The organism is Chitinophaga parva, assembly GCF_003071345.1.
In the GTDB taxonomy this organism is placed as follows: Bacteria; Bacteroidota; Bacteroidia; order Chitinophagales; family Chitinophagaceae; genus Chitinophaga; species Chitinophaga parva.
Map to the genome: position 1 here is coordinate 924,299 of NZ_QCYK01000002.1, position 21,625 is coordinate 945,923.

17 protein-coding genes are annotated in these 21,625 nt (G+C 53.1%); 15 read left to right on the plus strand and 2 right to left on the minus strand.

Annotation, left to right across the window (positions count from 1 at the left end; all coding sequences use genetic code 11):
• Positions 1-10: 10 nt before the first annotated feature.
• From tssD to DCC81_RS14160, 10 genes are all read left to right on the plus strand, one after another.
• Positions 11-403 (plus strand): type VI secretion system tube protein TssD, encoded by a 393-nt coding sequence (tssD, locus tag DCC81_RS14115; protein WP_108687259.1) that lies wholly within the window; start codon positions 11-13, stop codon positions 401-403.
• A gap of 158 nt (positions 404-561) precedes the next feature.
• Entirely contained in the window at positions 562-1,449 is an 888-nt protein-coding gene (locus DCC81_RS14120) for a hypothetical protein (protein WP_108687260.1), read from the plus strand.
• Positions 1,450-1,532: 83 nt separating this feature from the next.
• Positions 1,533-2,168, plus strand: coding sequence for a hypothetical protein (locus DCC81_RS14125; protein WP_133177669.1), 636 nt, complete (start codon positions 1,533-1,535; stop codon positions 2,166-2,168).
• 45 nt (positions 2,169-2,213) lie between these two features.
• Positions 2,214-3,272, plus strand: a complete 1,059-nt coding sequence (locus tag DCC81_RS14130; RefSeq protein ID WP_108687262.1) for a hypothetical protein — start codon at positions 2,214-2,216, stop codon at positions 3,270-3,272.
• A 17-nt stretch (positions 3,273-3,289) separates the two neighbouring features.
• Entirely contained in the window at positions 3,290-3,958 is a 669-nt protein-coding gene (locus DCC81_RS14135; RefSeq protein ID WP_133177670.1) for a hypothetical protein, read from the plus strand.
• A gap of 58 nt (positions 3,959-4,016) precedes the next feature.
• Entirely contained in the window at positions 4,017-5,837 is a 1,821-nt protein-coding gene (locus DCC81_RS14140; RefSeq protein WP_108687264.1) for a type VI secretion system Vgr family protein, read from the plus strand.
• Positions 5,838-5,839: 2 nt separating this feature from the next.
• Positions 5,840-7,186: a hypothetical protein gene (locus tag DCC81_RS14145; RefSeq protein ID WP_108687265.1), complete on the plus strand. Its 1,347-nt coding sequence runs from the start codon at positions 5,840-5,842 to the stop codon at positions 7,184-7,186.
• A 78-nt stretch (positions 7,187-7,264) separates the two neighbouring features.
• Positions 7,265-11,305 carry an RHS repeat-associated core domain-containing protein gene (locus tag DCC81_RS14150; RefSeq protein WP_108687266.1) on the plus strand — a complete coding sequence of 1,347 codons (4,041 nt, stop codon included), beginning with the start codon at positions 7,265-7,267 and terminating at the stop codon, positions 11,303-11,305.
• 13 nt (positions 11,306-11,318) lie between these two features.
• On the plus strand, positions 11,319-11,756 hold the full coding sequence (locus tag DCC81_RS14155; RefSeq protein WP_165806580.1) for an SMI1/KNR4 family protein: 438 nt from the start codon (positions 11,319-11,321) through the stop codon (positions 11,754-11,756).
• Positions 11,757-11,961: 205 nt separating this feature from the next.
• The gene (locus tag DCC81_RS14160; RefSeq protein ID WP_108687268.1) at positions 11,962-12,453 is read left to right on the plus strand and encodes a hypothetical protein; all 492 of its coding nucleotides are present in this window, start codon (positions 11,962-11,964) and stop codon (positions 12,451-12,453) included.
• 90 nt (positions 12,454-12,543) lie between these two features.
• On the opposite strand, the gene DCC81_RS14165 is transcribed toward DCC81_RS14160, so the two are convergent.
• On the minus strand, positions 12,544-12,999 hold the full coding sequence (locus DCC81_RS14165) for a c-type cytochrome (protein ID WP_108687269.1): 456 nt from the start codon (positions 12,997-12,999) through the stop codon (positions 12,544-12,546).
• Positions 13,000-13,215: 216 nt separating this feature from the next.
• On the opposite strand from DCC81_RS14165, the gene DCC81_RS14175 reads away from it, so the two are divergent.
• Positions 13,216-14,070: an aldo/keto reductase gene (locus tag DCC81_RS14175; protein WP_108687271.1), complete on the plus strand. Its 855-nt coding sequence runs from the start codon at positions 13,216-13,218 to the stop codon at positions 14,068-14,070.
• A gap of 81 nt (positions 14,071-14,151) precedes the next feature.
• On the opposite strand, the gene DCC81_RS14180 is transcribed toward DCC81_RS14175, so the two are convergent.
• Positions 14,152-14,559 (minus strand): Dabb family protein, encoded by a 408-nt coding sequence (locus DCC81_RS14180; protein WP_108687272.1) that lies wholly within the window; start codon positions 14,557-14,559, stop codon positions 14,152-14,154.
• A 156-nt stretch (positions 14,560-14,715) separates the two neighbouring features.
• On the opposite strand from DCC81_RS14180, the gene DCC81_RS14185 reads away from it, so the two are divergent.
• The 4 genes from DCC81_RS14185 to DCC81_RS14200 all read left to right on the plus strand — a co-directional run bounded on the left by DCC81_RS14185 (position 14,716) and on the right by DCC81_RS14200 (position 21,597).
• The gene (locus DCC81_RS14185; RefSeq protein WP_165806581.1) at positions 14,716-15,600 is read left to right on the plus strand and encodes a DUF4349 domain-containing protein; all 885 of its coding nucleotides are present in this window, start codon (positions 14,716-14,718) and stop codon (positions 15,598-15,600) included.
• Positions 15,601-15,906: 306 nt separating this feature from the next.
• Positions 15,907-17,370 carry a DUF3375 domain-containing protein gene (locus DCC81_RS14190; protein ID WP_108687274.1) on the plus strand — a complete coding sequence of 488 codons (1,464 nt, stop codon included), beginning with the start codon at positions 15,907-15,909 and terminating at the stop codon, positions 17,368-17,370.
• A gap of 6 nt (positions 17,371-17,376) precedes the next feature.
• The gene (locus tag DCC81_RS14195; protein ID WP_108687275.1) at positions 17,377-18,135 is read left to right on the plus strand and encodes a DUF4194 domain-containing protein; all 759 of its coding nucleotides are present in this window, start codon (positions 17,377-17,379) and stop codon (positions 18,133-18,135) included.
• A gap of 72 nt (positions 18,136-18,207) precedes the next feature.
• Positions 18,208-21,597 (plus strand): ATP-binding protein, encoded by a 3,390-nt coding sequence (locus DCC81_RS14200; protein WP_108687276.1) that lies wholly within the window; start codon positions 18,208-18,210, stop codon positions 21,595-21,597.
• The last annotated feature ends 28 nt before the right edge of the window (positions 21,598-21,625 follow it).

Consider the following 21,625-nt stretch of genomic DNA (forward strand, 5'->3'; position numbering starts at 1 on the left):
TTTTCTCGACATGGCATTCAAAGCTAGAATTACCCTCGGATCAAAAGAATACGATGTGCTGCAAGCCAGCTTTTCCCTGAACCGCGATGTGGACGCCAAAGGCCGTCCCTCTTCCGGTGTGTACGGTGGTACGATCCACGTAGAAGTGGAATCTACCGAAGATACTTCCGTGATTGAGTCCATGGTGAACAGCCAGTTCAAACCTTTCAGCGGTAAGATCACCTTCAAGAAATCTGAAGAGGATGCGAAGATGAAGGAACTGACTTTCTCAGACAGCTACATCATCCAGTATAACGAAGGCATCAACATCGTGGGCAAGAACCCGATGACGCTGAGTTTCGTTATTTCTGCCCGCAGCCTGAAACTGGGCAACGCGGAGCATGTGAACGACTGGCCGAAATAGTTATTGATTAGCAACAGTCTATAACACGGGTGTGTTGTCCAGGGGCAACACACCTATTATGTTTTTAAACGCGGTGTTAACACCATTGCTTTTTTGAACCTGGTATCTGATCGATTTATGAATGAACATATTATTTCATTCATTGTCTGCTTTGATATATGGGTAAAGTTAAAAAGCGCTTGGTAAAGTCACCAACGCGGGAAAAACAGGGTGATAGTAAGCCACCCAAGATAGAATGGCCTTCAGATGCTGAATATATCTCGCTTTTCAACAACTGTGTGATAGCAAAAGAGCATCTTGTTGAAGTTGACAGGATTATAGACCGGAAAATATTGCCCAGCAGGGGACGGTATGAGAAGGTGGCACTTGGCGCAAGTTCGCATATAAGCATCAGTGACGCCAACCCTTTCCGTATCCTGGCACCTGGTAATCTAAATCGACAGCCGACAGGACAGGGACGGTTCTATGTTCCTGACTTGTTAAGAAACGTGGCAGATGAACCGTTGCGGTTTGTACTGTTTACCCAATTGCAAACGACGCATAAGCCGTTTCATATAGATGAAGGACAGGACGTTGGTTCGTTCCGGCTTACCGCGCATACAGGCCGGATGATACCCTGGTATGTTGTTGCCGTAATCCACAATATGGAAGGTGGATGCAACTTTAACGTGCACCTTCATAATGGAGACCCATTGACTGGATTTACCAAGCATTTTCCGCCTGGTCATCCATGGGTGGGCCACGCTCCACCATTTGGCTGGGAAGAAAGCGCAGTTGATGCTTTGGTGGCCGTGCGGCATTTTGATAAGGTGCCTCACTGGAATTTGCCAAATGTGTTACGTGTCATTGAAAATTATAATGGTGCAGCCTACAGGCTTAGCCATCGTTATACACCTTATTTGTGGAGTTACTCCAATTTTTTTGTGAAAGGAAAGTTTGTTGCGGATCATAAGTTCGATCCCAATGCAGGTTCTGCCCAGGCAGGTGCCGGCGTGGTACTGAAAAGAATGGAAGAACGAGATCTTATTTATATCCCAAGATGGTAAGCTTTTTTTGTACAAATACAGCTTGCAAAGGTCTCCGCCTCCGCCCGCAAAGAGGCGGCCGGCTTCGTGGCGGGAAACAGACGTTGGCCCTGATATTAGCAGGCTTCATCGGTGCAGTCTTGTTGAGTTGTGGTGGCAGGAAAGGAAACAGTGTGGCAGAACGGCGTGGTGCGGATACTATTGTTAAGCATAGCCTGAAGAAGGATTCCAATGCGGTGAACCAGCCACCAGATACTGGGTTATCTGCAGATTCAGACCTGAACCGTGCATTGTTTGATAAGTTCTTTACAAAGTTTGTAAGGGCAGTGAGGCGGAATAATGAACGGGAGTTAACAACACTAATTCATTTTCCATTACAAACGGCCAGCGTTCGCACGCTGACCGGACTTGAATATGAAAGGGTTGATACAGCAGAAGACCTGATACAACAGGATGAATTTCATAAGTATTATCCTAACATCTTTTACCCGGAATTGCGTAAGCAGTTTCGTATGGTTAACAGTGATGATCTGAGTGAGCTGGAAGGGGTGGATGGAGAAGGTTATTACCGCATATTACACCGTATCACAGATAAGGGAACACCAATGTTTGAGCTATATGCACAATGGACATATACCAATACCGGACTTGCCGGTAGTTATTTTGGATTTGTGTTTGGAAAAGTTGACAACGAATATAAAATACTTAGTTACTACGGCAAATTTCCGGCAAAGTTTTAGTGGAAACATACTTCATTTATTGCCGACTTAAAATCTTTTCGGGACATGGGACATAAGAAGAAAAAAGTGACCTCCGCGACCAAAGCCCCCGGCACAAAAGCCCCCGCCAAAAAAAAGGCGAAGAAAGTGCTGCCCCCCTGGCCCACGGACCTTGAATACATCAAATTATTTGACGACTGCGTGATCAAAAAAGAAAAGATCGCAGAAGTGGATAAAGTGATTGATGATCATATTACACCCAACCGCACCCGCTACGAAACCGTAGTGGCACAAGCCAGCGGCGTGGGTATCTCCAATTCCCTGCTGGATATCCCCGGCCTCGGCGGGCAGGGGCTTTTTGGCAATTCCCCGCTCCCCGGCGCTACCTACCAGGGCATTCCATCCCTCAGAGACATCAGCAGCGCTAACCAAATGCCTGGCCTGCTGCGCAATATGCAGGTGCCCTCCGTATCCGGGCCAGACCTGGGCACCGCCGGTAACCTGGGCATACAAGGCGCCCTTGCGCTCGGACGTAACCAGCCGGCTACAGGGGACACAGCATCCGGTGTAGGGCAAGACCTCAATGCCGCAACCGGCCTTGGGGGAAACCTGTTTTCAAACAGTTTCAATACTACACCCGGGCTGGGCAGCCTGTATGGTTCATTCGGCTTCCAGTTCAGCACCGCCCGTGGCATTCCCTGGTACTTTGTAGCGGTTACCCATTATATGGAATGCGGCAGCAGCTTTAAAAAACACTTACATAACGGGGACCTGCTCACCGGCTACACCACCCACGTACCCGCAGGCAGGCCCAAAGTAGGCCATGGACCTCCCTTCACCTGGGAGGAAAGCGCGGTGGACGCACTCAAACTGGAACACCTGGACAAAGTGCAGAACTGGAGCCTGGGCGCCATGCTGCACCGCATAGAAGCATACAACGGTGCAGGCTACAAAAACCGTAGCATGAACTCGCCCTATCTCTGGAGCTACTCTAACCAGTACACGAAAGGTAAATACGCGGCAGACGGCAAGTTCGACCCCGAACTGGTGTCAAAACAAGTAGGTGCCGCGGTGATCCTCAAACGCCTGGAAGACCGGGGCATCATCTATATTCCCAGGTCATGACGAGCATAAAACGATGCATGAACATAAAATGGTTATTAATATTCGCCACGTTGCTACTGGCCGCCTGCGGGCAGGAAAGCCATAAGGGAAATCCTACAGATAGCACAGGGCTGGCCGATACCAGTGCCCTGGCAAAAGCAGACAGCGTGGCCGGTAAACTGGTGCAACACGCCGCAAATGACACGGTGCCCAAAGACACCGCTGCGGCAAGCGCCAATGAAAAACAGTTTGATAGCTTCTTTGAAAAGTTCCAACAAGCGGTACGCCGCAATGATGAAGCAGCACTGAAAAGCATGCTCCAATTCCCTTTCCAGACCGCGCCGCAATGGACCTCGGAAGACTACCAGGACAAAGCCGTGGATAAAGTAGGCGCCCGGGTGGACAGCAGTGAATTTCACCAGTATTACAACGCCATTTTTTCTGATGATGTAAAACGCCTGCTGCCCCGGATGAAAAGTGAAGAGGTAACGGAACTGGAAAATGTGGCCAGTAATGATTACTACGCCACCATGCAACGGCTCACGGATAAAGGATCGCCAATGTACGAAGCTTATTCCCAGTTTGCGCAGCAAAGGGATCCGCAAAAGGAACTGTTCTTCGGGTTTGTATTCGGCAAAGTGAATGGAACCTACAAAGCAGTAAGCTTCTATTCACGCTGGCCCGCAAAAACAGCAGATGACAAGTAACCCACTGGCATTTAAAACCATATCAAAAAAAACAGTACATCATAAAACATAAAGCATCATGGACGGAAAACTGAATGTAAATATCAACATCGAAGGAGCCCCCATCCTTCATTTTTCCTCGTTCACCCTGGAGCAACGCTTCAATGCGCACCATTACTTTGAACTGCGCTTCAACAACGACCAGCAAGGCGTTCCGGGCATGATCTCCCTGGAAAAATCCAGGAACTTCATTGGAAAAAGCCTCACTATACAATTTGACAACGGCAACGGCCAGCAACAACAGTTTACCGGCAAGGTGACCAAAGTAGAGCTTTCCCAAAGTCACGGCTTCCACGGCACCGTGATCGTAAGCGGTTACAGCCCCACCGTACTCATTGACCGCGGGCCGGACCTGGGCTCTTACCTCGCCAAAGACCTTGCTGGCATTATCCGCAAAGCCACGGAGGACGCGCCTTCCAACGACCTGAAGATGCAACTGAACCCCACCCGCAAATCACCGGTGGACTACATCATACAATACCGCGAAAGCGATTTTGAATTCCTCAACCGCCTCTCCGCGGAATACCACGAATGGTTTTTCTACGATGGGCAAAACCTCAACTTCGGCAAGCCGGACAAACAGGAAGAAGTGGCCCTTACATACGGTCGCGATGTGCACAGTATCCAGTACTCCATGCGCGTGGCGCCGCTCAAAGGCAAACGCTTTGCCTACCATCCCAAATCAGACCAGATCTTTGAAGCAGAAGCCAAAGGCAATCCCAAAGGCCCCGCAGACCTGGCCCACGCCGTAAGCGCATCCAACGACCTGTATGGCCGCACCTACAGCCAGCCCCTGGCCGTGCGCATCGACAACAAACAGGAAATAGACACTTTTGTAGACAACGAAGACAAGGCCAACTCCGCAGACCTGCTGCAGATCATGGGTAGCGGTGATAACCCCGCGGTGGGCCTGGGCAGGATCGTGAACATCAGCATGAGCGTGCGCGATAATACCGACTTCTCCATCAGCCAGCTCGGTAAATTCCTGGTCACCTCCGTATACCACCAGCTGGATGGCGTAGGCCATTACACCAATACTTTTGAAGGCATCACCGCCGATGCAGAACGCATCCCCATCCAGGAATACGACAAGCCCTTTGCAGATATGCAGCTGGCCACCGTTATAGAGAACGATGATCCCGATAAACAAGGCCGCATTAAAGTGCAGTTCAAATGGGAATGCAATTGTAACGACGCTACCGAATGGCTGCGGGTAGTAAGCCCCAACGCGGGCAGTGGCGAAACCGGCGGCAACCGCGGCTTCTTCGTGGTGCCGGAAAAGGGAGACCAGGTAGTGGTCGCATTTGAGGAAGGCAACATTGCCCGTCCCATGGTGCTGGGCTCCGTGTTTAGCGGTAAAACGGCCAACAGTGGCGGCTTCTCCAATAGCGGCACCAAAGCCTTCAACTCCCGCAAGGGCAGCACCCTCACATTTGATGATAAGGATCACTTCCTGATGCTGCAAACGGATGCCACCAACCAGGTGAAGATTGAAAAATCCGGCAACAAGGTGAGCATCACCGCAGCAGACCAGATCGTGTTCACCACCGGCGATTCTTCCATCACCATGCTCAAAGACGGCTCCATCACCATCAAGGGGAAAAAGTTTGTGAACATAGAAGGTACCACCGAGCAGGTGCAACTGCATTCCGACAAGCTGATAGACGTGAACGGCAAGCAGAAAATAGCGCTGGGCACGGATTGTAAGCTGATTGAAACCAAGGCCACGAAGATCAGCTCCACTTCGGACACCCTGCACGAAATGAACGCCAAGACCATGACCATGAAAGGTGACACCATCACCGACATTAAAGGCGCTACCCTGAACCTGAACTGCTAAGCATGAGTAACGAACATAATCCCATTGCCCGTATGGTGGAAACCATGCAGCGCCGCTGGAAAAAAGCCGTGGCGCTGCAACCCGCCTGGCGCATGATCCGCTGGGTGATCCGCCCGCAGCAGGCCTCCCTGCTCAATGGCTATTGCCGGCTGGAATCGTCCGCTCACGGCAGTACCGGTGAGTTGCTGGTAGTGCATGTACTGCCTTTTAAAGAACCGGAACAGTATGCGCCACAACTTATGCAGCAATGGTTGCAGGAGTGGCAGGATGAAAAGAACACCCTGCGTCAGCACTGGGCCGCGGAGCCCTGGCTGGCGCGCGTGGAAAAGGGAGATGCCACCGTGCAAACCCTGGCATCCATGCTGAAGGATTTTCACCAGCACTTGGCCCGCAGGCAGCAAACGCTGGTGCTGGGGCTTATCCCGCACAGCGTGTCCGGCTTCCCGGAGTTTCGCAAATGGCTGCAAAGCCTGGTGGACATACTACCCCCGGCCGTAGGCCTGATGGTGGTAGACCACCAGGACGCGCCGGAACTGAAACCGGTAGCCCACACCCTTCGCGATAAAGCCATCACTCTTGATATTACAGACCTGGATGTGGAAGCAGCCATGGAGTCCATCGCCATCGCCGGTAACCCGAACGATGCCGATGTACAATTGCGCAAATGCCTTTTTGAAATGGGCCGCGCCGCCCGTGCTAATAACAAAGGATTGCTTTGCCAGTGGGGCGATAAGGCCCTGGAGGCCACCCAGCGCAGCGGCAATAAAAGCCTCTGGGCCACTGCCCATGTGGTGTACGCCGGTTTCCTCATGCAGTTCAAGGAATCGGAACGCATTAACACGCTCCTGGATAAAGCAGTGAGCATCACGGAGCCCTTCTACAAGCAGGGCGATGCCGTGCATGCCGCAGTGCTCATGCAGGCTTATGGCTACAAGGCAGCCTACTGCAATATGACCCGCGAAAAGAAAGAAGCCCTGCAATGGCTGGAAAAGCAATTGGGCATAGCCCTGCAACAGGAGATCTGGCTCTACGGCGTAAGCATTTGCAAAACCATTGCATTCCTGGCTTACGAAAAAGGAGAGATGGACATATTCCGCAAGTACACCCAGCAGGGCTATGAGCTGGGCTGGCGCCTCACGGATGAAGAAGCCAAACTTTCAGAATACCTCTTACTTGCCAAAGATTATTACGACCTGGCACTGGAACAACGCCGCAAGGAACAGGCGGCAGAAGCTAATGAACGCATGACCCGCCTCTTTGGGGCGGACTGGCATGAGCAGGTGAAAAAGCATAAGAAAGCATATACCGCCATTAAACCGCCGGAAAATATGCCGCTGGAAAATGCCTGATCCCATTGCCGGTGGCAACCATACATACATAACCTCCTTGTGGCTATGCCGCTTCACCGCTGGAAAATGTTTTGACGTATGAGTTTAACCAACAACCACTTCACCATTGTCCTTGGTATAGACATTCACTTTAACACGTTGCCGCCGTTTAATCCACTCCATCCTTTCATAGGCCTGGTGCTGGATCCCATGGACTACATTCCCTTCATCGGGGCCACCGTGCAGGTGAACGGGCGCAAACGCGGTGTGAGCGATACCAGCGGTATGCTGGTGTTCCTGCGCCATTTCCCGCTCTTTACCGGCCCGTTTGTGGAAACACCTTTCATCGCCCATGAATCTGTCAACTTCTTTGGCAGTCATAATACCCACGCGGAGGGCCGCCTGCTCAGTCCTACCACTTATCTCAAAATGACGTGCAACGATATTGGCATCCCACTCTCGCTGCACCCCGGTAAGAACTGGAAGCCTATCCCATCGCTGTTTGCACCTACCTCTTTCAGCATTCCCGTGCCCACCGGCCCTCCCGTAAACCTGGGCGGGCCTTATGTGCCGGACCTTATGGGCCTGCTCATTAACCTGGTTGCTTCCTACGGTTTTGGCGCCCTCATGAAGATGGGCGGCAAAGCCGTGAATAAAGTATTGGGCCGCAAAGCGGCCAAGGAGTTGGAAGCCACGGCGGATAAGGCAGCCAGTAAATCAAAATGTGCAAAGGACCCGGTGAATATGGTAACCGGCCATGTGCTGTACGTAGGCACCGACTTTGAACTGCCCGGCATGCTGCCCCTGCAGTGGGAGCGCCACTGGCATAGCGATAGCGGCTACAAGGGCCTGCTGGGCCACGGTACTACCTGCCTTTTTGATGCACAGCTGAAGATCATGGACGTGGATGAAGTGGCCATGCTCATGCCCGATGGACGGGGCGTTGGATTTATGATGCCTTTGCCGGGAGAAGAAAGTTATAACCGCGTGGAACGTCTTACGCTGTATCGCTACGCAGACCATTTTGAAGTAAAGGACCAGGCCAGCCGGCTCACGTATGTGTTTAATAAATCCCACCAGCTGGCGGCGCTGCGCAACGAGCAAGGCTTTGCCATTACCGCGGAATACACCAGCGGCATGCTGTCCCGGATAATAGACAGCGCCGGCCGTGTGCTCACGGTCCGTACAGATGAAGCAGGGCGTATCGTGGATATTGCTACAGACCAGCAACAGCTGGTGGCCTACACCTATAACGATGCCGGGGATCTTTGCCGCATTACGGACGCACTGCAACAATCCACCGTCCTGGAATATGAGCGTCATCACCTGGTGAAGAAAACAGACCGCAACGGGCAGTCTTTTTACTGGGAATACGATGGCCACCGCTGCACCCGCACCTGGGGCGATGGCGGCCTGCTGGAAGGGCTGATCACGTACCACGATGGCTACAATGTACTGCGCAGCCCCAGCGGCCGCGTGGATACTTTCCATTACAATGAAGACCTGCTCTGTACCCAGGTAACGGACTCCTTTGGTAACAGCCGTTTCCTGGAATACACGGAGTACGAAGAACTGTACCGCGTGATCGATGAGGAAGGCAATATGAAAGGCTACCGCTACGATGAGCGGGGCAACTGCATCAGCGTGCAATACGCCGATAAAACAGAAGAACAATTCCTTTATGATGCGGAGGACCGGCTCACCATGTACACCGATGCCACCGGCTACAGCACCGTGAAAACCTATACAGACGCGGGCTTGCCGGATGTGGTGATCAGCGCGGACAATGCCATTACCAGCTACCAGTACGATGAATGGCAACGCCTGTCCGTAGTGGAGAGAGGCCAGCAAAAAACGCAGCTGGCGTATGATGCGCAACACAACCTGGTGAAGGTGGTGCTGCCCGATGGCAATGAAACCCGCTGGGATTATGATGCCCTGGGCCGCTGCATACGCCGGGTGAATGCCGCCGGCGGTGTGCAGTCTTTCGTATACGACCTCCTGGGCCGCCCCACCCGCATACAACAGCCGGATGGCAACGTGGTGTGGCTCCAGTACAATGCTTACGAAGAAGTGGTGCATGCAAGGGACAGCCAGCATGAAGTGAGCTTTGATTACACCCCGCTGGGTAGCCTGCGCAGGCGCACGGAAAAAGGCGCTTCCCTGCAGTTCCAGTATAACGGGGAAGAAGAGCTGGTAGTGGTCACCAACGAAGCCCGGGAGCGTTACCGCTTTGAGCGCAATGCCCGTGGGGAAATCGTGGAAGAAGTAGGCTTTGACGGGCGCTCCCGCCGCTATGAACGTGCCGCAAATGGCTGGGTGAAGAAGATCATGCGGCCGGACAACCGCTTTACCGAATATGAGCACGATGGGAATGGCCGCATGGTGCGCGCCACTTACCATGATGGCCGGCTGGAACTGTATGGATATAACAAGAACGGGCAACTCACCTCCGCGATCAATAGCGAGGCCTCCGTATACTTCCGGCACGACATCATGGGCCGCGTGATGGAAGAGAAGACCGAGTTGAACGGGCAAACTTACGTGGTGGAATCCGCGTACAACAAGCAGGGCGCCCGCACCAGCCTGAAAAGCAGCCTGGGCGCCGACCTGCAGATGCGCTACACCCCGCTGAACCAGTTGCAGGATATGCAGGCCTCGCAGGGCGCCGTGCGCTGGGGTATGCGCCTGGGTTATAATGCCCTGGGCCAGGAAACAGACCGGTGGCTGCCCGGTGGGCTTTCCGTGCACATGGAGTACGACCATGCCGGCCACCCGCTGCGCCAGGTAGTGCGCAGTGGCAGCCGCGATGCCCGCAAGCGCCGCTATGATTGGGATGCCAATGAGCGCCTGGTGACCATGTTCAATGAACTGACCAATGGTTTTGTAACCTATGGCCACGATGCCTTCGGCAACCTGGCCTGGGCTACATATGAAAATGGCCAGCGGCAATATAAATCCCCCGATGTGCAGGGCAATGTTTACAATAAACCCGACCACCACGACCGCCGCTATGAAGCCGGTGGACAGCTGGATTGGGACCAGGGATGGCATTACCACTATGATGCGGAAGGTAATCTTATGGAAAAGAACGACGGAGGTGCCACCAGCTGGAAATATGATTGGAATGCCAACGGTACCCTGCGCGAAGTGACCCGCCCCGATGGTACTACCGTATCTTTCACCTACGATGCCCTCGGCCGCCGCCTGGAAAAAGTGCATGGCGACACCGTGACCCGTTGGTTATGGGATGGGAATGTGCCCATCCAGGAATGGCACTACGCCGCGGCGCAGCGCCCTGTGATCACCCTGGACGCCTTGGGCGACCTGCAGGTGAGCCACCCCGAGCCGGTGGAAGACCTGGTCACCTGGGTGTTCAACGACGGCAGTTTTGTGCCGGCCGCAAAACTTACCACCAGCGGCGCCTATTCCATTGTTACGGATTACCTGGGCACCCCCGTGGAAATGTATGACGAAACCGGGCGCCAGGCATGGGCCTGCGAATTGGATATTTATGGCAAAGCCCGTACTTTAGTGAAGGGGAGTATAACGGATTGCCCGTTCCGCTTCCAGGGGCAGTATGAAGATGTGGAGACCGGCTTGTGCTATAACCGCTTCCGCTACTACGATCCGGCGCGGGGCAACTACATCAGCCAGGACCCCATTGGTTTGCAGGGTGGCGTGGCGTTATATGGATATGTGCATGATTCCAATGCATGGATAGATGAACTGGGCCTGAGCACCAATCCCATCACCTTCACGGATAGCAACGGCTTCAGTATGCAGGTGAGTGGCTATACAGACATTAGCCACATGAGCGATGAGCAGCTGAAAGCCTTGTACTACGCCAATGATAATGCCCTGAAGGGAAAAGGCTTTGGTTTGTCTGGCGTGGATAAGCAGGGCAATACCATTGTACTGCACCACTACAAACAAAACCCGAATGGCCCCATCGTGGCATTGCCCGGTAAGCACCATGACAAGCCACATGTAAACCCTGGCCAGCACCCCTTTGGTAAAAAGAAAGGCGGCGGGCTTACGGCAGATGAAAGGGCGGCCTTCAATAAATGGAAACAGGAGTACTGGAAATCACAGGCAGCCACAGAACTTAACAACAGGGGCATCGCATTCTGCCACTAAAAATATTATCGCTATGAACGAGGCATTATTAAACAGGATAGGCAGCTTCCTGGACAAGAATCCCACGCTGAAAGGCACGCCTGCCACGGCGGCCCAGCTGGCAAAAGCAGAGCAGGAGCTGGACATTAAGCTGGATAAGGATTACCGGGCGTTCGTGGAAAGATTTGGCGGCGCTTACGCAGGCATTGCCATCCATGCTTTCAACAACGGTGCTTCCGTGGGCAATGAAACCATCATAGACCTCACCCTGAACGGGCGCCGGTTGTTTAACGATGCAGAGATGTTCCCAGAGATCAACGAAAGCATGGTGTTTGCAGACGATGGTGCCGGTAACCCGGTGGCCATCACCCCGGAAGGGAAAGTGGTACTGTTTGACTACGACACAGAAGAAAAACAGGTACTGGCGTCCTCGTTCGAGGAATTTGTAGAGAACAACTTCAGCGAGTGGTGATACGCATTTGCGGAACGGATATAGCATTGGCCTGGGTGTTTGCCCAGGCCAATGTTTGTTTTAGGCCACGCTGATCGTGGCCCATGCATTTGCCTTAAGCCATGCCGGCTGCCACCACGGGGCTATACATTTGTTTGTTCCACGCCATGATGATGGACGCCGTAAGCCGGGACGCGCACTTAAATGCCTTTGTTTTTTCCGGGGAATGCACGTTTTTTATGGCATGGAATGGACCGAAGAACAACAACAGCTTTTCTGTGACCTGGTGCTGGAGGTGGCAATTCACCAGTGCAAAGCCAGTACCATACCGGCATTTGCGCTGGGCCTTGTATCCGCTTACCAGGCGGCGGGGCTACCTGCGCCCTCGCTGCAATGGGTGCAAAGCGGCGTGCCGGTAGCAGTGCGTAATTGGCTGGAAGCCGCACTGGATGGGCAATTCCGCCATGTAACCAAGCCACCCCGCTGGCTGGATGAACCACACTGGCCATTTTTCCACGGCATGCCCATGGAATTTGTGCACCAGTTTTCCATGCCGGAAACGGAAGTGGAAGAAGCCGGCCAGATCTACGTATTCTCCGCCCGCAGGCCCAATGAAGACGGGCACTCGTTTACCCTGGTCTATAAAATGATCAAACAAACCCGGGCCGGGGAGGGCACAGACCTGCTCCACGCCCTGGATGCAGACCGTGAAGAATAAGGAGGATGATACCCATAAAAAAAGCATTTACACCCGCAGGCGTAAATGCTTTTTTATAAATACCGCTTTGCAGCGAATGCGTTTACAGGATCAATGCATGCCACCGGGACCGCCAGGGCCGCCAGGACCACCTTGTGTAGGCTCGTCGGGAACGGATTTTGGCTCGTCGTGGCCATTGTGGCAGGTGACGCAGCTTACCGCGTTAATGGGATGGCCCAGGGAATCGCTCATGCCTTTGAAGAATTTCTTGTTGATGGTAGCGGTCATGCGCATCATGTCACGCGCTACGTCCTTCTTCGGGTTGTCATCACTGGCAAAATCCAGGCGCTTGGGATTGTCTTTCTGGGGTGCGTGGCAGTAGCCGCATTTAACGCCCAGGGCCAGTTTGAAGCTGTGCATCACACTGTCCACCTCTTCTTTGGTGCTGTGTTTAGACAGTACCTTGAGGTTCTTGGGCTTTTCATCGTCCTGCCGCAGGGAGAAGGAGCAGAGCACCACGGCTCCTGCGAGTGCCAGCATGACGGCCAGTCCTTTTTTAGTTGTCATATACGCGATGGTTTTGAGTAGCGGGATCACTATGAACTTAGATAGCAACAACATCCGCCGCCTGTCCGTGCCACGCCGCAAACGCAGTGCTGTGGTGGATCTGGTGAGAGGGCCGCTTGCCGGCGGCGGTCGCTTCCTTATAATTGACTTCCTACTGGCACCAAATATGATGCCCTTCCGGCATACAATGTACATAATCACCTTTAAATTTTTAATATGAGCAGCACAAGTTTTCAAAAAACTTTCACCATCGGGGGAGCGCTGACCGTGCAAAGAATGGGATATGGCGCCATGCGCATTACCGGGCAGGGGATCTGGGGGCCACCCAAAGATCACGCGGAAGCCATCCGTGTATTGCAGCGCGCCGTGGAACTGGGGGTGGATTTTATAGATACGGCAGACAGTTATGGTCCCCATGTATCGGAAGAACTGATTGCAGAAGCCCTGCATCCTTACAAACCCGGTCTTGTTATTGCCACCAAGGGTGGTTTTGACCGCACCGGCCCTAACCAGTGGCAGATGAACGGCCGCCCGGAGCACCTGCAATCCGCTCTGGCCGGCAGCCTGGAACGCCTGAAACTGGACCGGATCGATCTTTACCAGCTGCACCGCATTGACCCCAATGTGCCTTTTGAAAAAATGATGGAGTTCCTGGCCAGGGCCCAGCAGGATGGCCTCATCAAGTATATTGGCCTCTCCGAGGTATCCGTGGCGCAGATCAAAAAGGCGGAAGCCTTCGTGGAGATCGTGTCTGTGCAAAACAAATACAGCGTAGATAACCGCGACTGGGAATCCGTTTTAAAGTACTGCGAAGAAACCGGTAAAGCTTTCATTCCCTGGAACCCACTCAATGCAAATAATGCCACCAGCATGGGCAAGCTGGAAGCCATTGCCAAACAACTGAACGCCACCCCGCACCAGGTGGCGCTTTCCTGGCTCCTGCACCATTCACCCAATATCCTGCTCATCCCGGGCACTTCCAGTGTAAAGCACCTGGAACAAAACCTGGCGGCGGCAGCCATTGTGTTAGATGAAGCAGTGATGAAGGAATTGAACAGCATTGGGAAATAAGAAACCTCACACCGTAAATAAAACAGAAAGCCGCTTGCTACATGCAGGCGGCTTTCTGTTTTATATCTTACAGGAATGTTGTTATACCGTAATCGCATCATACACCACTACCTTTTCCCACAGGTGCCCGTATGCTTTTACAAACGCCAGGTGGACAGGGTGCGTCTGGTAAGTGGCCTGGCCTTCCAGGTCTTTGAAGAACATCACTTCAGACACAGACCAGGTGTTATCCACTACATCGCGCTTTTCAGTGCTGGCCAGGATGCCTACGTGCAGGCTTTGTACGGTGGGGATCTTTGCCAGGGTTTTAACCCCTTCTACCAGCTTGTCGCGGTCTGCGGCGGACTGCGGGTCCTTGAGCCAGAAAATGGCGTGGTGGATCAATGGCTTTTGCGGCGCGGGCGCGGTGGCACCGGCTTTGGCGGCGGCAGTACCTGCCACCAGGGCAGCGGCAGTGCCGAGGAATTTTCTTCTGTTAGATGCTGTCATGGAATAATAACTTGAGTGCTTTAAAGTACGAAAAATGCAATAGAAACGCGCAGGCATTATTATAGCACTACGGCTGTAAAATGATGTCAGTTTTAACAATTCCACAAGGTTACCTTCCGTGCTGCGGGCGTATATATGGATATAAAATCATTCATCATGCGCGTTGTTAAACCTTACTATGCAGCAGCTTTGCTGCTAGCGCTCTTCTCATGCCAGAGCGCATCCCGCAAAAGCTTTTCAGAAGCTGCCAGTGCAGATTCTACGGCAGTAGCGATCACGCAGGCAGCACCTTCTTCCAACATGATTATGCCCCTCAATAGTCCCGCGCGCAGGATGTTGCGTACGGCCTCCATATCCGCCAGGGTAGAGGATCTGCAGGCATTTACCATGCAGGTGGAAGGGCTTACCGGTAACCTGCACGGCATGGTGCTGCAAAGCACGTTGCGCAACGTGGAGCAGCAAAGCAATACCTATGCATACCATGGCGATTCTTTGCGCATGATAACCGTATACCAGCCGGAGGCCCACCTGGAACTGCGGGTACCTGCGCCAATGCTGGATTCCGTGGTGCACAGCATTGCGCGCTGGGCACCATTCACCGGTCACTGGGAGCTAAAGCAGGAAGATGTTACGCTCACCATGCTGGCTAACCGGATGAAGGCAAACGTGGCCAACAAAGCTGCCACGCGGCAATTGGTCACCACGGATAAGAATGCACTGGGCGCTGCAAATTACCAGGATGACAAAGCGCAGGAAAACATAGACCGCCAGGTGGAAAATCTTTCCCTGGATGACCAGGTGGCCTACGCCGCTTTGTCTGTAGATCTTTACCAGCGCCAGGTGGCCCATACAGAAACCATTATTAATGCGGCAGCTATTACCCGCGCGGGTTTTGGGACAGCGCTGGGCGGGGCTGCACGCCGGGGCGCTATGATCCTGCGGGATGTGTTGCTGGGCATCGTCACCGTATGGCCCTTCCTGTTGTTGCTGGGCGCAGGCGTGGTGGTGTACCGGTGGTGGAAGCCGGCAAGGACCGCCTGAGAAACCGGCGGTTTTTACGTCCGCCGGCCCGGCGCCCAAGTTTTCCCCCACTTATCCCCATCCGTTCTCCATTCCACCTTTTTTCTTCTCTTTGCACCCTGTGAATGCCGCATGACGGGCATTAAAACCAGGGCGCTGATCGCTGGCAGGAACATTCCGCAGCGAGGCTCCCTTTTTTCCGTGTCTGCCAGCGTAGGTGTCACCGCTGTAGTTATAACACATTTTTAAAATTTGTTATATTAGTGCGTCACTTTTGAAAACCACGCTATTGCCAGCGCTGGAGTACCCGCGCCTGTAACCATTATTATGAAGCAAGCAGATCTCGCTTTTTTATTTGATACCCATCCGGCCGTACTGATGCTCCGCCAGCGCAGCGGGCGCTGGGTGCTGCCTTTCCTGCACCATGTATTCAAGGAAGAAAGCCGCTTCCTCATCAGCGAGCAATTGCTCATTCAATTGCTGGCCGAGCACCTGACCGTGGAGGAAGATGGAACGGAAGATTTTGAAGAGGCCCGCATCAGTTTTGGTGAAGATGAAGAATCCCGCGCCCGCAAATACGTGCTTAGCTGGGTGCAGAAACGCCTGCTGCAGGACCTCCAGGACGCAGATGGCAACGTACAATACCAGCTCTCCGCCCACACCGAAAAAGTGTTCCAGTGGCTGCAAACCCTCCAGGGGCGCCACCACGTGGGCACTGAAAGCCGCTTTAAACTGCTCTTCAACTCCCTGCGTGACGTAGTGGAAAAAACAGAGGACGACCGTACCAAACGCCTGGAGATCCTCAAAGACAAACGCGCTGAAATTGACAAAGAGATCAAAGCCATAGAACTGGGCCTGGCACCGGACAACTATACTAACGCCCAGGTGCAGGAACGCCTGGAACTCTTTACCCGCCTGTGTTACGACCTGGTGAGCGATTTCCGGGAAGTGGAGGACAATTTCAAACACATCCACCGCACCATCGTAGAGCAGCACACCCGTGCCACCCAGCATAAAGGCGCCATCGTGGGCTTTGCTTTTGAGGCCTATGATGCATTGCGCAGCAGCAGCCAGGGTAAAAGTTTCTATGCCTTCTGGGATTTCCTCATCTCCCGGGAAGGCCAGCAGGACTGGAAAGAACTTACTGAACAACTCCTGGAGCTGGTGAAAAGCCGCAACATTCCTGCCGATGAGACCTTCCTGCAAAGCGTAAAATCCTTGCTGCTGGAACAAGGCAAGGCCGTGTATGATGCTAACGATAAGATGGCCGAAAAACTAAGCCGCATTATCACCGAAAAAGAAATAGCCCGTCATAAAAGATTGCGCCAGCAGATCAGCGCCATCAAGGAAATGGTGTTTTCCCTGATGGACGAGAATGTGCCCGCAGGGTTGGAAATAGCAGACAGTGTGCCCATTAAAATGGTGATGGACCGCCGCCTGCAGATAGAGCCGAAGAAAACGGAACTGAATGTAAAACAACCCAACGGTGCCCTGGAACAGATTGCGGATATGGAACGCTTCAGCCGCATGATGAGCAATGTGTATATAGACCGCAAGCAACTCTGGAAAAAAGTGGAAGATGTGCTGGAAGCAAGGCCCACCGCCACTTTACGGGAAGTGCTGGAAACCATCCCCTTGCAAAATGGGGTGGCGGAGATCGTAAGCTATTACGGCTTCCTGCGCGATAAAGGTGGCCGCGTACAGGTGCTGCCCAACATTACGGAGCTGATACCACTGGATGTGGAAGCTACCAGGTTTATCGAAGTCCCTTACCTCTTGTTTAGTAAATAAAAGTCAATGAGCGAACCGCAGAAAATATTGCCCTTCGTGCCGGTGTTTGTCAAATTGCTGAAAGGCCCGGTGGAATACGTAGATAAAAGTCTTTGGGAAAAACTGTTGCAGCATAAATCGGAACTGAGCGCTTTCCTGCTCCCGCTGGGGCTTTCCCTCGTACTGGACGAGCAGGATGGGTATGCCTATGTAAAACATATCACCAATGATGAAGAAGAGAATGCCGTGAGCTGGATTCCGCGCCGCGCCCTCTCTTACGAAGAAAGCATCATGCTGGTACTGCTGCGGGAAATGATGGCGGAATTTGAAGTAGGCGCCGCCACTACCCGTGAGCTGATCCGCAAACGCCGGGAGATCAAGGAATACGCAGAGCTGTTTTTCAAGGAGAATGTCAGCCGCGTAAAGTTCCTGAAGGAAATGGACCGCCTCATAGACCGCACCGCTGAAAATGGTTTCCTCGACTGCATTGAACAACATGAAGTAGCCGATGAACAAAAGTTCCGCATCAAAAAGATCATCAAAGCCCGTGTAGGCAGCGAAGAGCTGGATACCTTCCTGGAAGCACTGACCGGCTACCGGCGCTCTTTGGAAACAGGCGCTGATATTACCGCCGGAACTTCCAATCCACAATTTCCAATCCACAACGTTGTTTCAGATATCAATGAGCAGATCCCGGACGGAGTACTTACCTCGCCGGAAACGCCAGGTGACAACCCGCAAGACGAGCCACCACTACCGTTTTTGGGAGATGATCAACTGAACTGAAAGCCCTTACCCGGAAATTGATCTTGGGATTTCCCTGATATAGGAAATTGTTTTTTGGAAATTTTTTAGCAGATGCAACTCAACGTTTTTAGCACCGATCAACACAAGAATGGCTTTCGCCTGCAATACATGGAGGTTTACAACTGGGGCACCTTTGACGATGTGGTGCACAGCATTAAGCCCATGGGGGAAACCTCGCTGCTCACCGGTTCTAATGGTAGCGGCAAAACCACGTTTGTGGATGCCTTGCTGACGCTTATTGTCCCGGAAAAGAAATTCCGTTTTTATAACCAAAGCTCCGGTTCCGAAAAGAAGGGTGACCGTACAGAAGAAACCTACGTAATGGGTGGCTACGGCACCATGAACCACGAGGCCAGCGGTACCGTGAAAACCCTGTACCTGCGCGAATCGCGGGAGGAGGCATACAGCATCCTGCTGGCGCATTTTGCCAACGAGGCGGAGCAGTACGTAACCCTGTTCCAGGTGCGCTACTTTGTGAACGGGGACATGAAAAAAGTATTCGGCATTGCCCATAAGGCCCTGCATATCGAGGAGGATTTTAAACCGTTTGACCTGGGTGGCGCCTGGAAACGCTCCCTGGACCAGCGCTACAACAAAGGCGCCGGCCGCAAGCAAATAGAATGGTTTGATGCCGCCAGTAAGTATGCACAACAGATGGTGCACGTACTGGGCATGCAAAGCGTACAGGCGTTACAGTTATTTAACCAGACGGTGGGCATCAAAGTATTGGGTAACCTGGATGAATTTATCCGCATGCACATGCTGGAGCCCCGCAATATGGAAGAAGAGTTCCAGGACCTGAAAAAGCACCTGGCCACCCTGCTGGATGCGCAACGCAATATTGAAAAGGTGGAAGCCCAGATCCGGCTGCTGCAGCCCATCCAGCAGCACATGGAACTGTTCAGCGCCTCCCGCGATGCTATTGCCGCTACGCAGGCCGTGCTGGAAACCGCCGCTGTGTGGAACACCTTTACCAAACATGAGCTGCTGAAAGCCGGCCTGGAGGAAAGCGAGGTGGAGATCCGCAAAACCCGGCAGCAGTTGCAGGAAATGAAAACCCGGCTGGAAAAACTACAGGAAGCCGAACGCGTGACCCGCAACAATATTGACCAGAACCAGGCCGGCCAGCGCCTGCAACAGCTGGAAAAGGAAATACAGGACCAGGAAGGTAAACTGGCCGCCGCGGAACACGCCGTGGCTACGTTTGCGCAATGGTGCCACTCCCTGCAACTGGAAGAGATCCAGCCAGCGGATGACGCCACTTTCCAGCGCATCCAGAAAGCTACCCGCCGCAGGAAGCTGGAGCTGGAAGACCGGCAGCGCCAGAATGAAGAAGACCAGTACACCGCCCAGAGCAGCCGGGAGAAAGCAGGCGCAGAAAAGAAAGCGCTGGAAAGTGAATTACAGAACCTGATTCAAAGCAGGAACAATATTCCCGCCCACCTCATGGCCGCCCGTAAGGAGCTTTGTGAAGCCCTGGAGATAGATACCAGTGAACTGCCCTTTGCCGGGGAGCTGATGCAGGTGCAGGCCGCCGAAATGGACTGGCAGCCATCCCTGGAAAAACTGCTGCACTCCTTTGCGCTCCGCCTGCTGGTGCCGGATAAGCATTACAGGAAAGTGAACAAGCATGTTAATAATCACAACCTGCGCACCCGTATCGTGTATGAGCACATTACGGAAATACCCCTGCCACAGTACCCGGAAGAGGGTACCGTGGCAGAAAAACTGGAATTTCACCCGGAGCATAAACTTGGCAACTGGGTGGCCCAGCACGTGATCCGCCAGTTCAATTTTGCCTGCCTGGATGATGAGCGGGGCATGGAGCGCTATGACCGGGCCATCACTTTGCAAGGGCTTATTAAAAATGGCCACCGGCATGAAAAAGATGACCGTGCGGAGAAAGCAGATCCCAGCCGTTTTGTGATGGGGTGGAACAATGAAAAGAAAAGGGATTTCCTGATCAGTCGCCGCAACACGCTGGCAGCGCAGGTTTCCCGGGCAGATGAGGAGCTGGAGAAATGCCGCCGCCAGGCCAGCCGCCTGCAGCAGCAGTTTGTATCGGTGATGCGTATTGAAGAAACACCCGGCTTCTCCGGCCTGGATACGGCCGGCATTCAACGCAGCATCCACAAGCTGATGGAGCAGGTGAATGGATTGCGCAGCGCCAATAAAGAACTGGACCAGCTGAAGGCGCAACTGCAGGAACTGCAACAGGAAAAGGATAATGTGGCCGCGGAACAGGAGCGCCTCATCCGCAGTGAAGCCCTGCAGCAAAATGCATTGACGGCCCTGCAGCAGCAACTGGCGGTACTATCGCCCCTGATGGACCACATCACCGCAGAAGATAAAGACGCGTTGCTGTCGTTCCAGCAGCAACACGCTACCCGCCTGGGTTTTGTGACCCTGCAGGATATTGATCCCGTATACCAGCAGTTCAAAAACCAGCAGGAGTTTACCCTGGCAGAGCAGCGCGAAGTATTGCACAAAGAGGAAAGGCTGCTGGACCGCTGCATCCAGAGCATTAAAAACCCCTCCATAGAAATAAAGCAGAAGTTCTCCCCGGAGTGGGAAGGGGAGGTGCAGCACCTGCCCCAGGATGCCCGCTACGCGCAGGAATACGTGGACTGGCTGGAAAAGCTGGAAACCGAAAACCTGCCCAAATACAAGCGGGAATTTGAAACCTTCATTAACGATACCATCACGTATAAGATAGGCGGCCTGCATGAAGAAATGGAGAAGTGGGAGCGGGATATCAGCAACAGTATTTCCAAGCTGAATCATTCCCTGGGCGGTATCAACTTTAACCGCCTGCCGGATACCTTCATCCAGCTGGGCAAGCGCTATGTGCCGGCGGGGACGGACATCCGGGAGTTCCGCGCCAAACTGCTGGATGCATTGCCCCAGTCGTCTAACTGGCAGCAGACCAGCTTTGAAGAAAAATCGCAACACTTTGCGCAGAAAGTGCGCCCCCTTATTGATGAACTGGACAAGAACGAAACCTACCGCAACCGCGTAATGGATGTGCGCAACTGGTTTGAGTTCTGGGCCGACGAGATCTATACAGAAACTAAAGAGCTGAAGAAAACCTACCGCCAGATGGGACAGTTGTCCGGTGGCGAAAAGGCGCAGCTTACCTACACCATCCTGTGCTCTGCCATCGCCTACCAGTTTGGCATTACCCGGGAGGGCAAGAACAGCAAGAGCCTGCGCTTCATCGCGGTGGACGAAAGCTTTAGCAACCAGGATGAAGAAAAAGCAACGTACCTGATGGAGCTGTGCAGGCAGCTGCACTTACAACTGCTGGTGGTAACACCGAGCGATAAGATCCAGATCGTGCAGCAGTACATTGCGCACGTGCACCTGGTACAGCGTGTACAAAACCGGCACAGTGTGTTATATAATATGACGATCAAGGAGCTGCAGGAAAATCTTAATTAAATTTGTCCATCTGATCATCTAACAATCT

What these genes read in the sequence shown, in the direction of transcription:
- DCC81_RS14130 (WP_108687262.1), top strand. Translation starts at nt 2,214, where the DNA reads ATGGGACATAAGAAGAAAAAAGTGACCTCCGCGACCAAAGCCCCCGGC.
- DCC81_RS14120 (WP_108687260.1), top strand. Translation starts at nt 562, where the DNA reads ATGGGTAAAGTTAAAAAGCGCTTGGTAAAGTCACCAACGCGGGAAAAA.
- DCC81_RS14185 (WP_165806581.1), top strand. Translation starts at nt 14,716, where the DNA reads ATGCGCGTTGTTAAACCTTACTATGCAGCAGCTTTGCTGCTAGCGCTC.
- DCC81_RS14145 (WP_108687265.1), top strand. Translation starts at nt 5,840, where the DNA reads ATGAGTAACGAACATAATCCCATTGCCCGTATGGTGGAAACCATGCAG.
- DCC81_RS14160 (WP_108687268.1), top strand. Translation starts at nt 11,962, where the DNA reads ATGCACGTTTTTTATGGCATGGAATGGACCGAAGAACAACAACAGCTT.
- DCC81_RS14155 (WP_165806580.1), top strand. Translation starts at nt 11,319, where the DNA reads ATGAACGAGGCATTATTAAACAGGATAGGCAGCTTCCTGGACAAGAAT.
- DCC81_RS14165 (WP_108687269.1), bottom strand. Translation starts at nt 12,999, where the DNA reads ATGACAACTAAAAAAGGACTGGCCGTCATGCTGGCACTCGCAGGAGCC.
- tssD (WP_108687259.1), top strand. Translation starts at nt 11, where the DNA reads ATGGCATTCAAAGCTAGAATTACCCTCGGATCAAAAGAATACGATGTG.
- DCC81_RS14190 (WP_108687274.1), top strand. Translation starts at nt 15,907, where the DNA reads ATGAAGCAAGCAGATCTCGCTTTTTTATTTGATACCCATCCGGCCGTA.
- DCC81_RS14200 (WP_108687276.1), top strand. Translation starts at nt 18,208, where the DNA reads ATGCAACTCAACGTTTTTAGCACCGATCAACACAAGAATGGCTTTCGC.
- DCC81_RS14180 (WP_108687272.1), bottom strand. Translation starts at nt 14,559, where the DNA reads ATGACAGCATCTAACAGAAGAAAATTCCTCGGCACTGCCGCTGCCCTG.
- DCC81_RS14135 (WP_133177670.1), top strand. Translation starts at nt 3,290, where the DNA reads ATGAACATAAAATGGTTATTAATATTCGCCACGTTGCTACTGGCCGCC.
- DCC81_RS14150 (WP_108687266.1), top strand. Translation starts at nt 7,265, where the DNA reads ATGAGTTTAACCAACAACCACTTCACCATTGTCCTTGGTATAGACATT.
- DCC81_RS14140 (WP_108687264.1), top strand. Translation starts at nt 4,017, where the DNA reads ATGGACGGAAAACTGAATGTAAATATCAACATCGAAGGAGCCCCCATC.
- DCC81_RS14195 (WP_108687275.1), top strand. Translation starts at nt 17,377, where the DNA reads ATGAGCGAACCGCAGAAAATATTGCCCTTCGTGCCGGTGTTTGTCAAA.
- DCC81_RS14175 (WP_108687271.1), top strand. Translation starts at nt 13,216, where the DNA reads ATGAGCAGCACAAGTTTTCAAAAAACTTTCACCATCGGGGGAGCGCTG.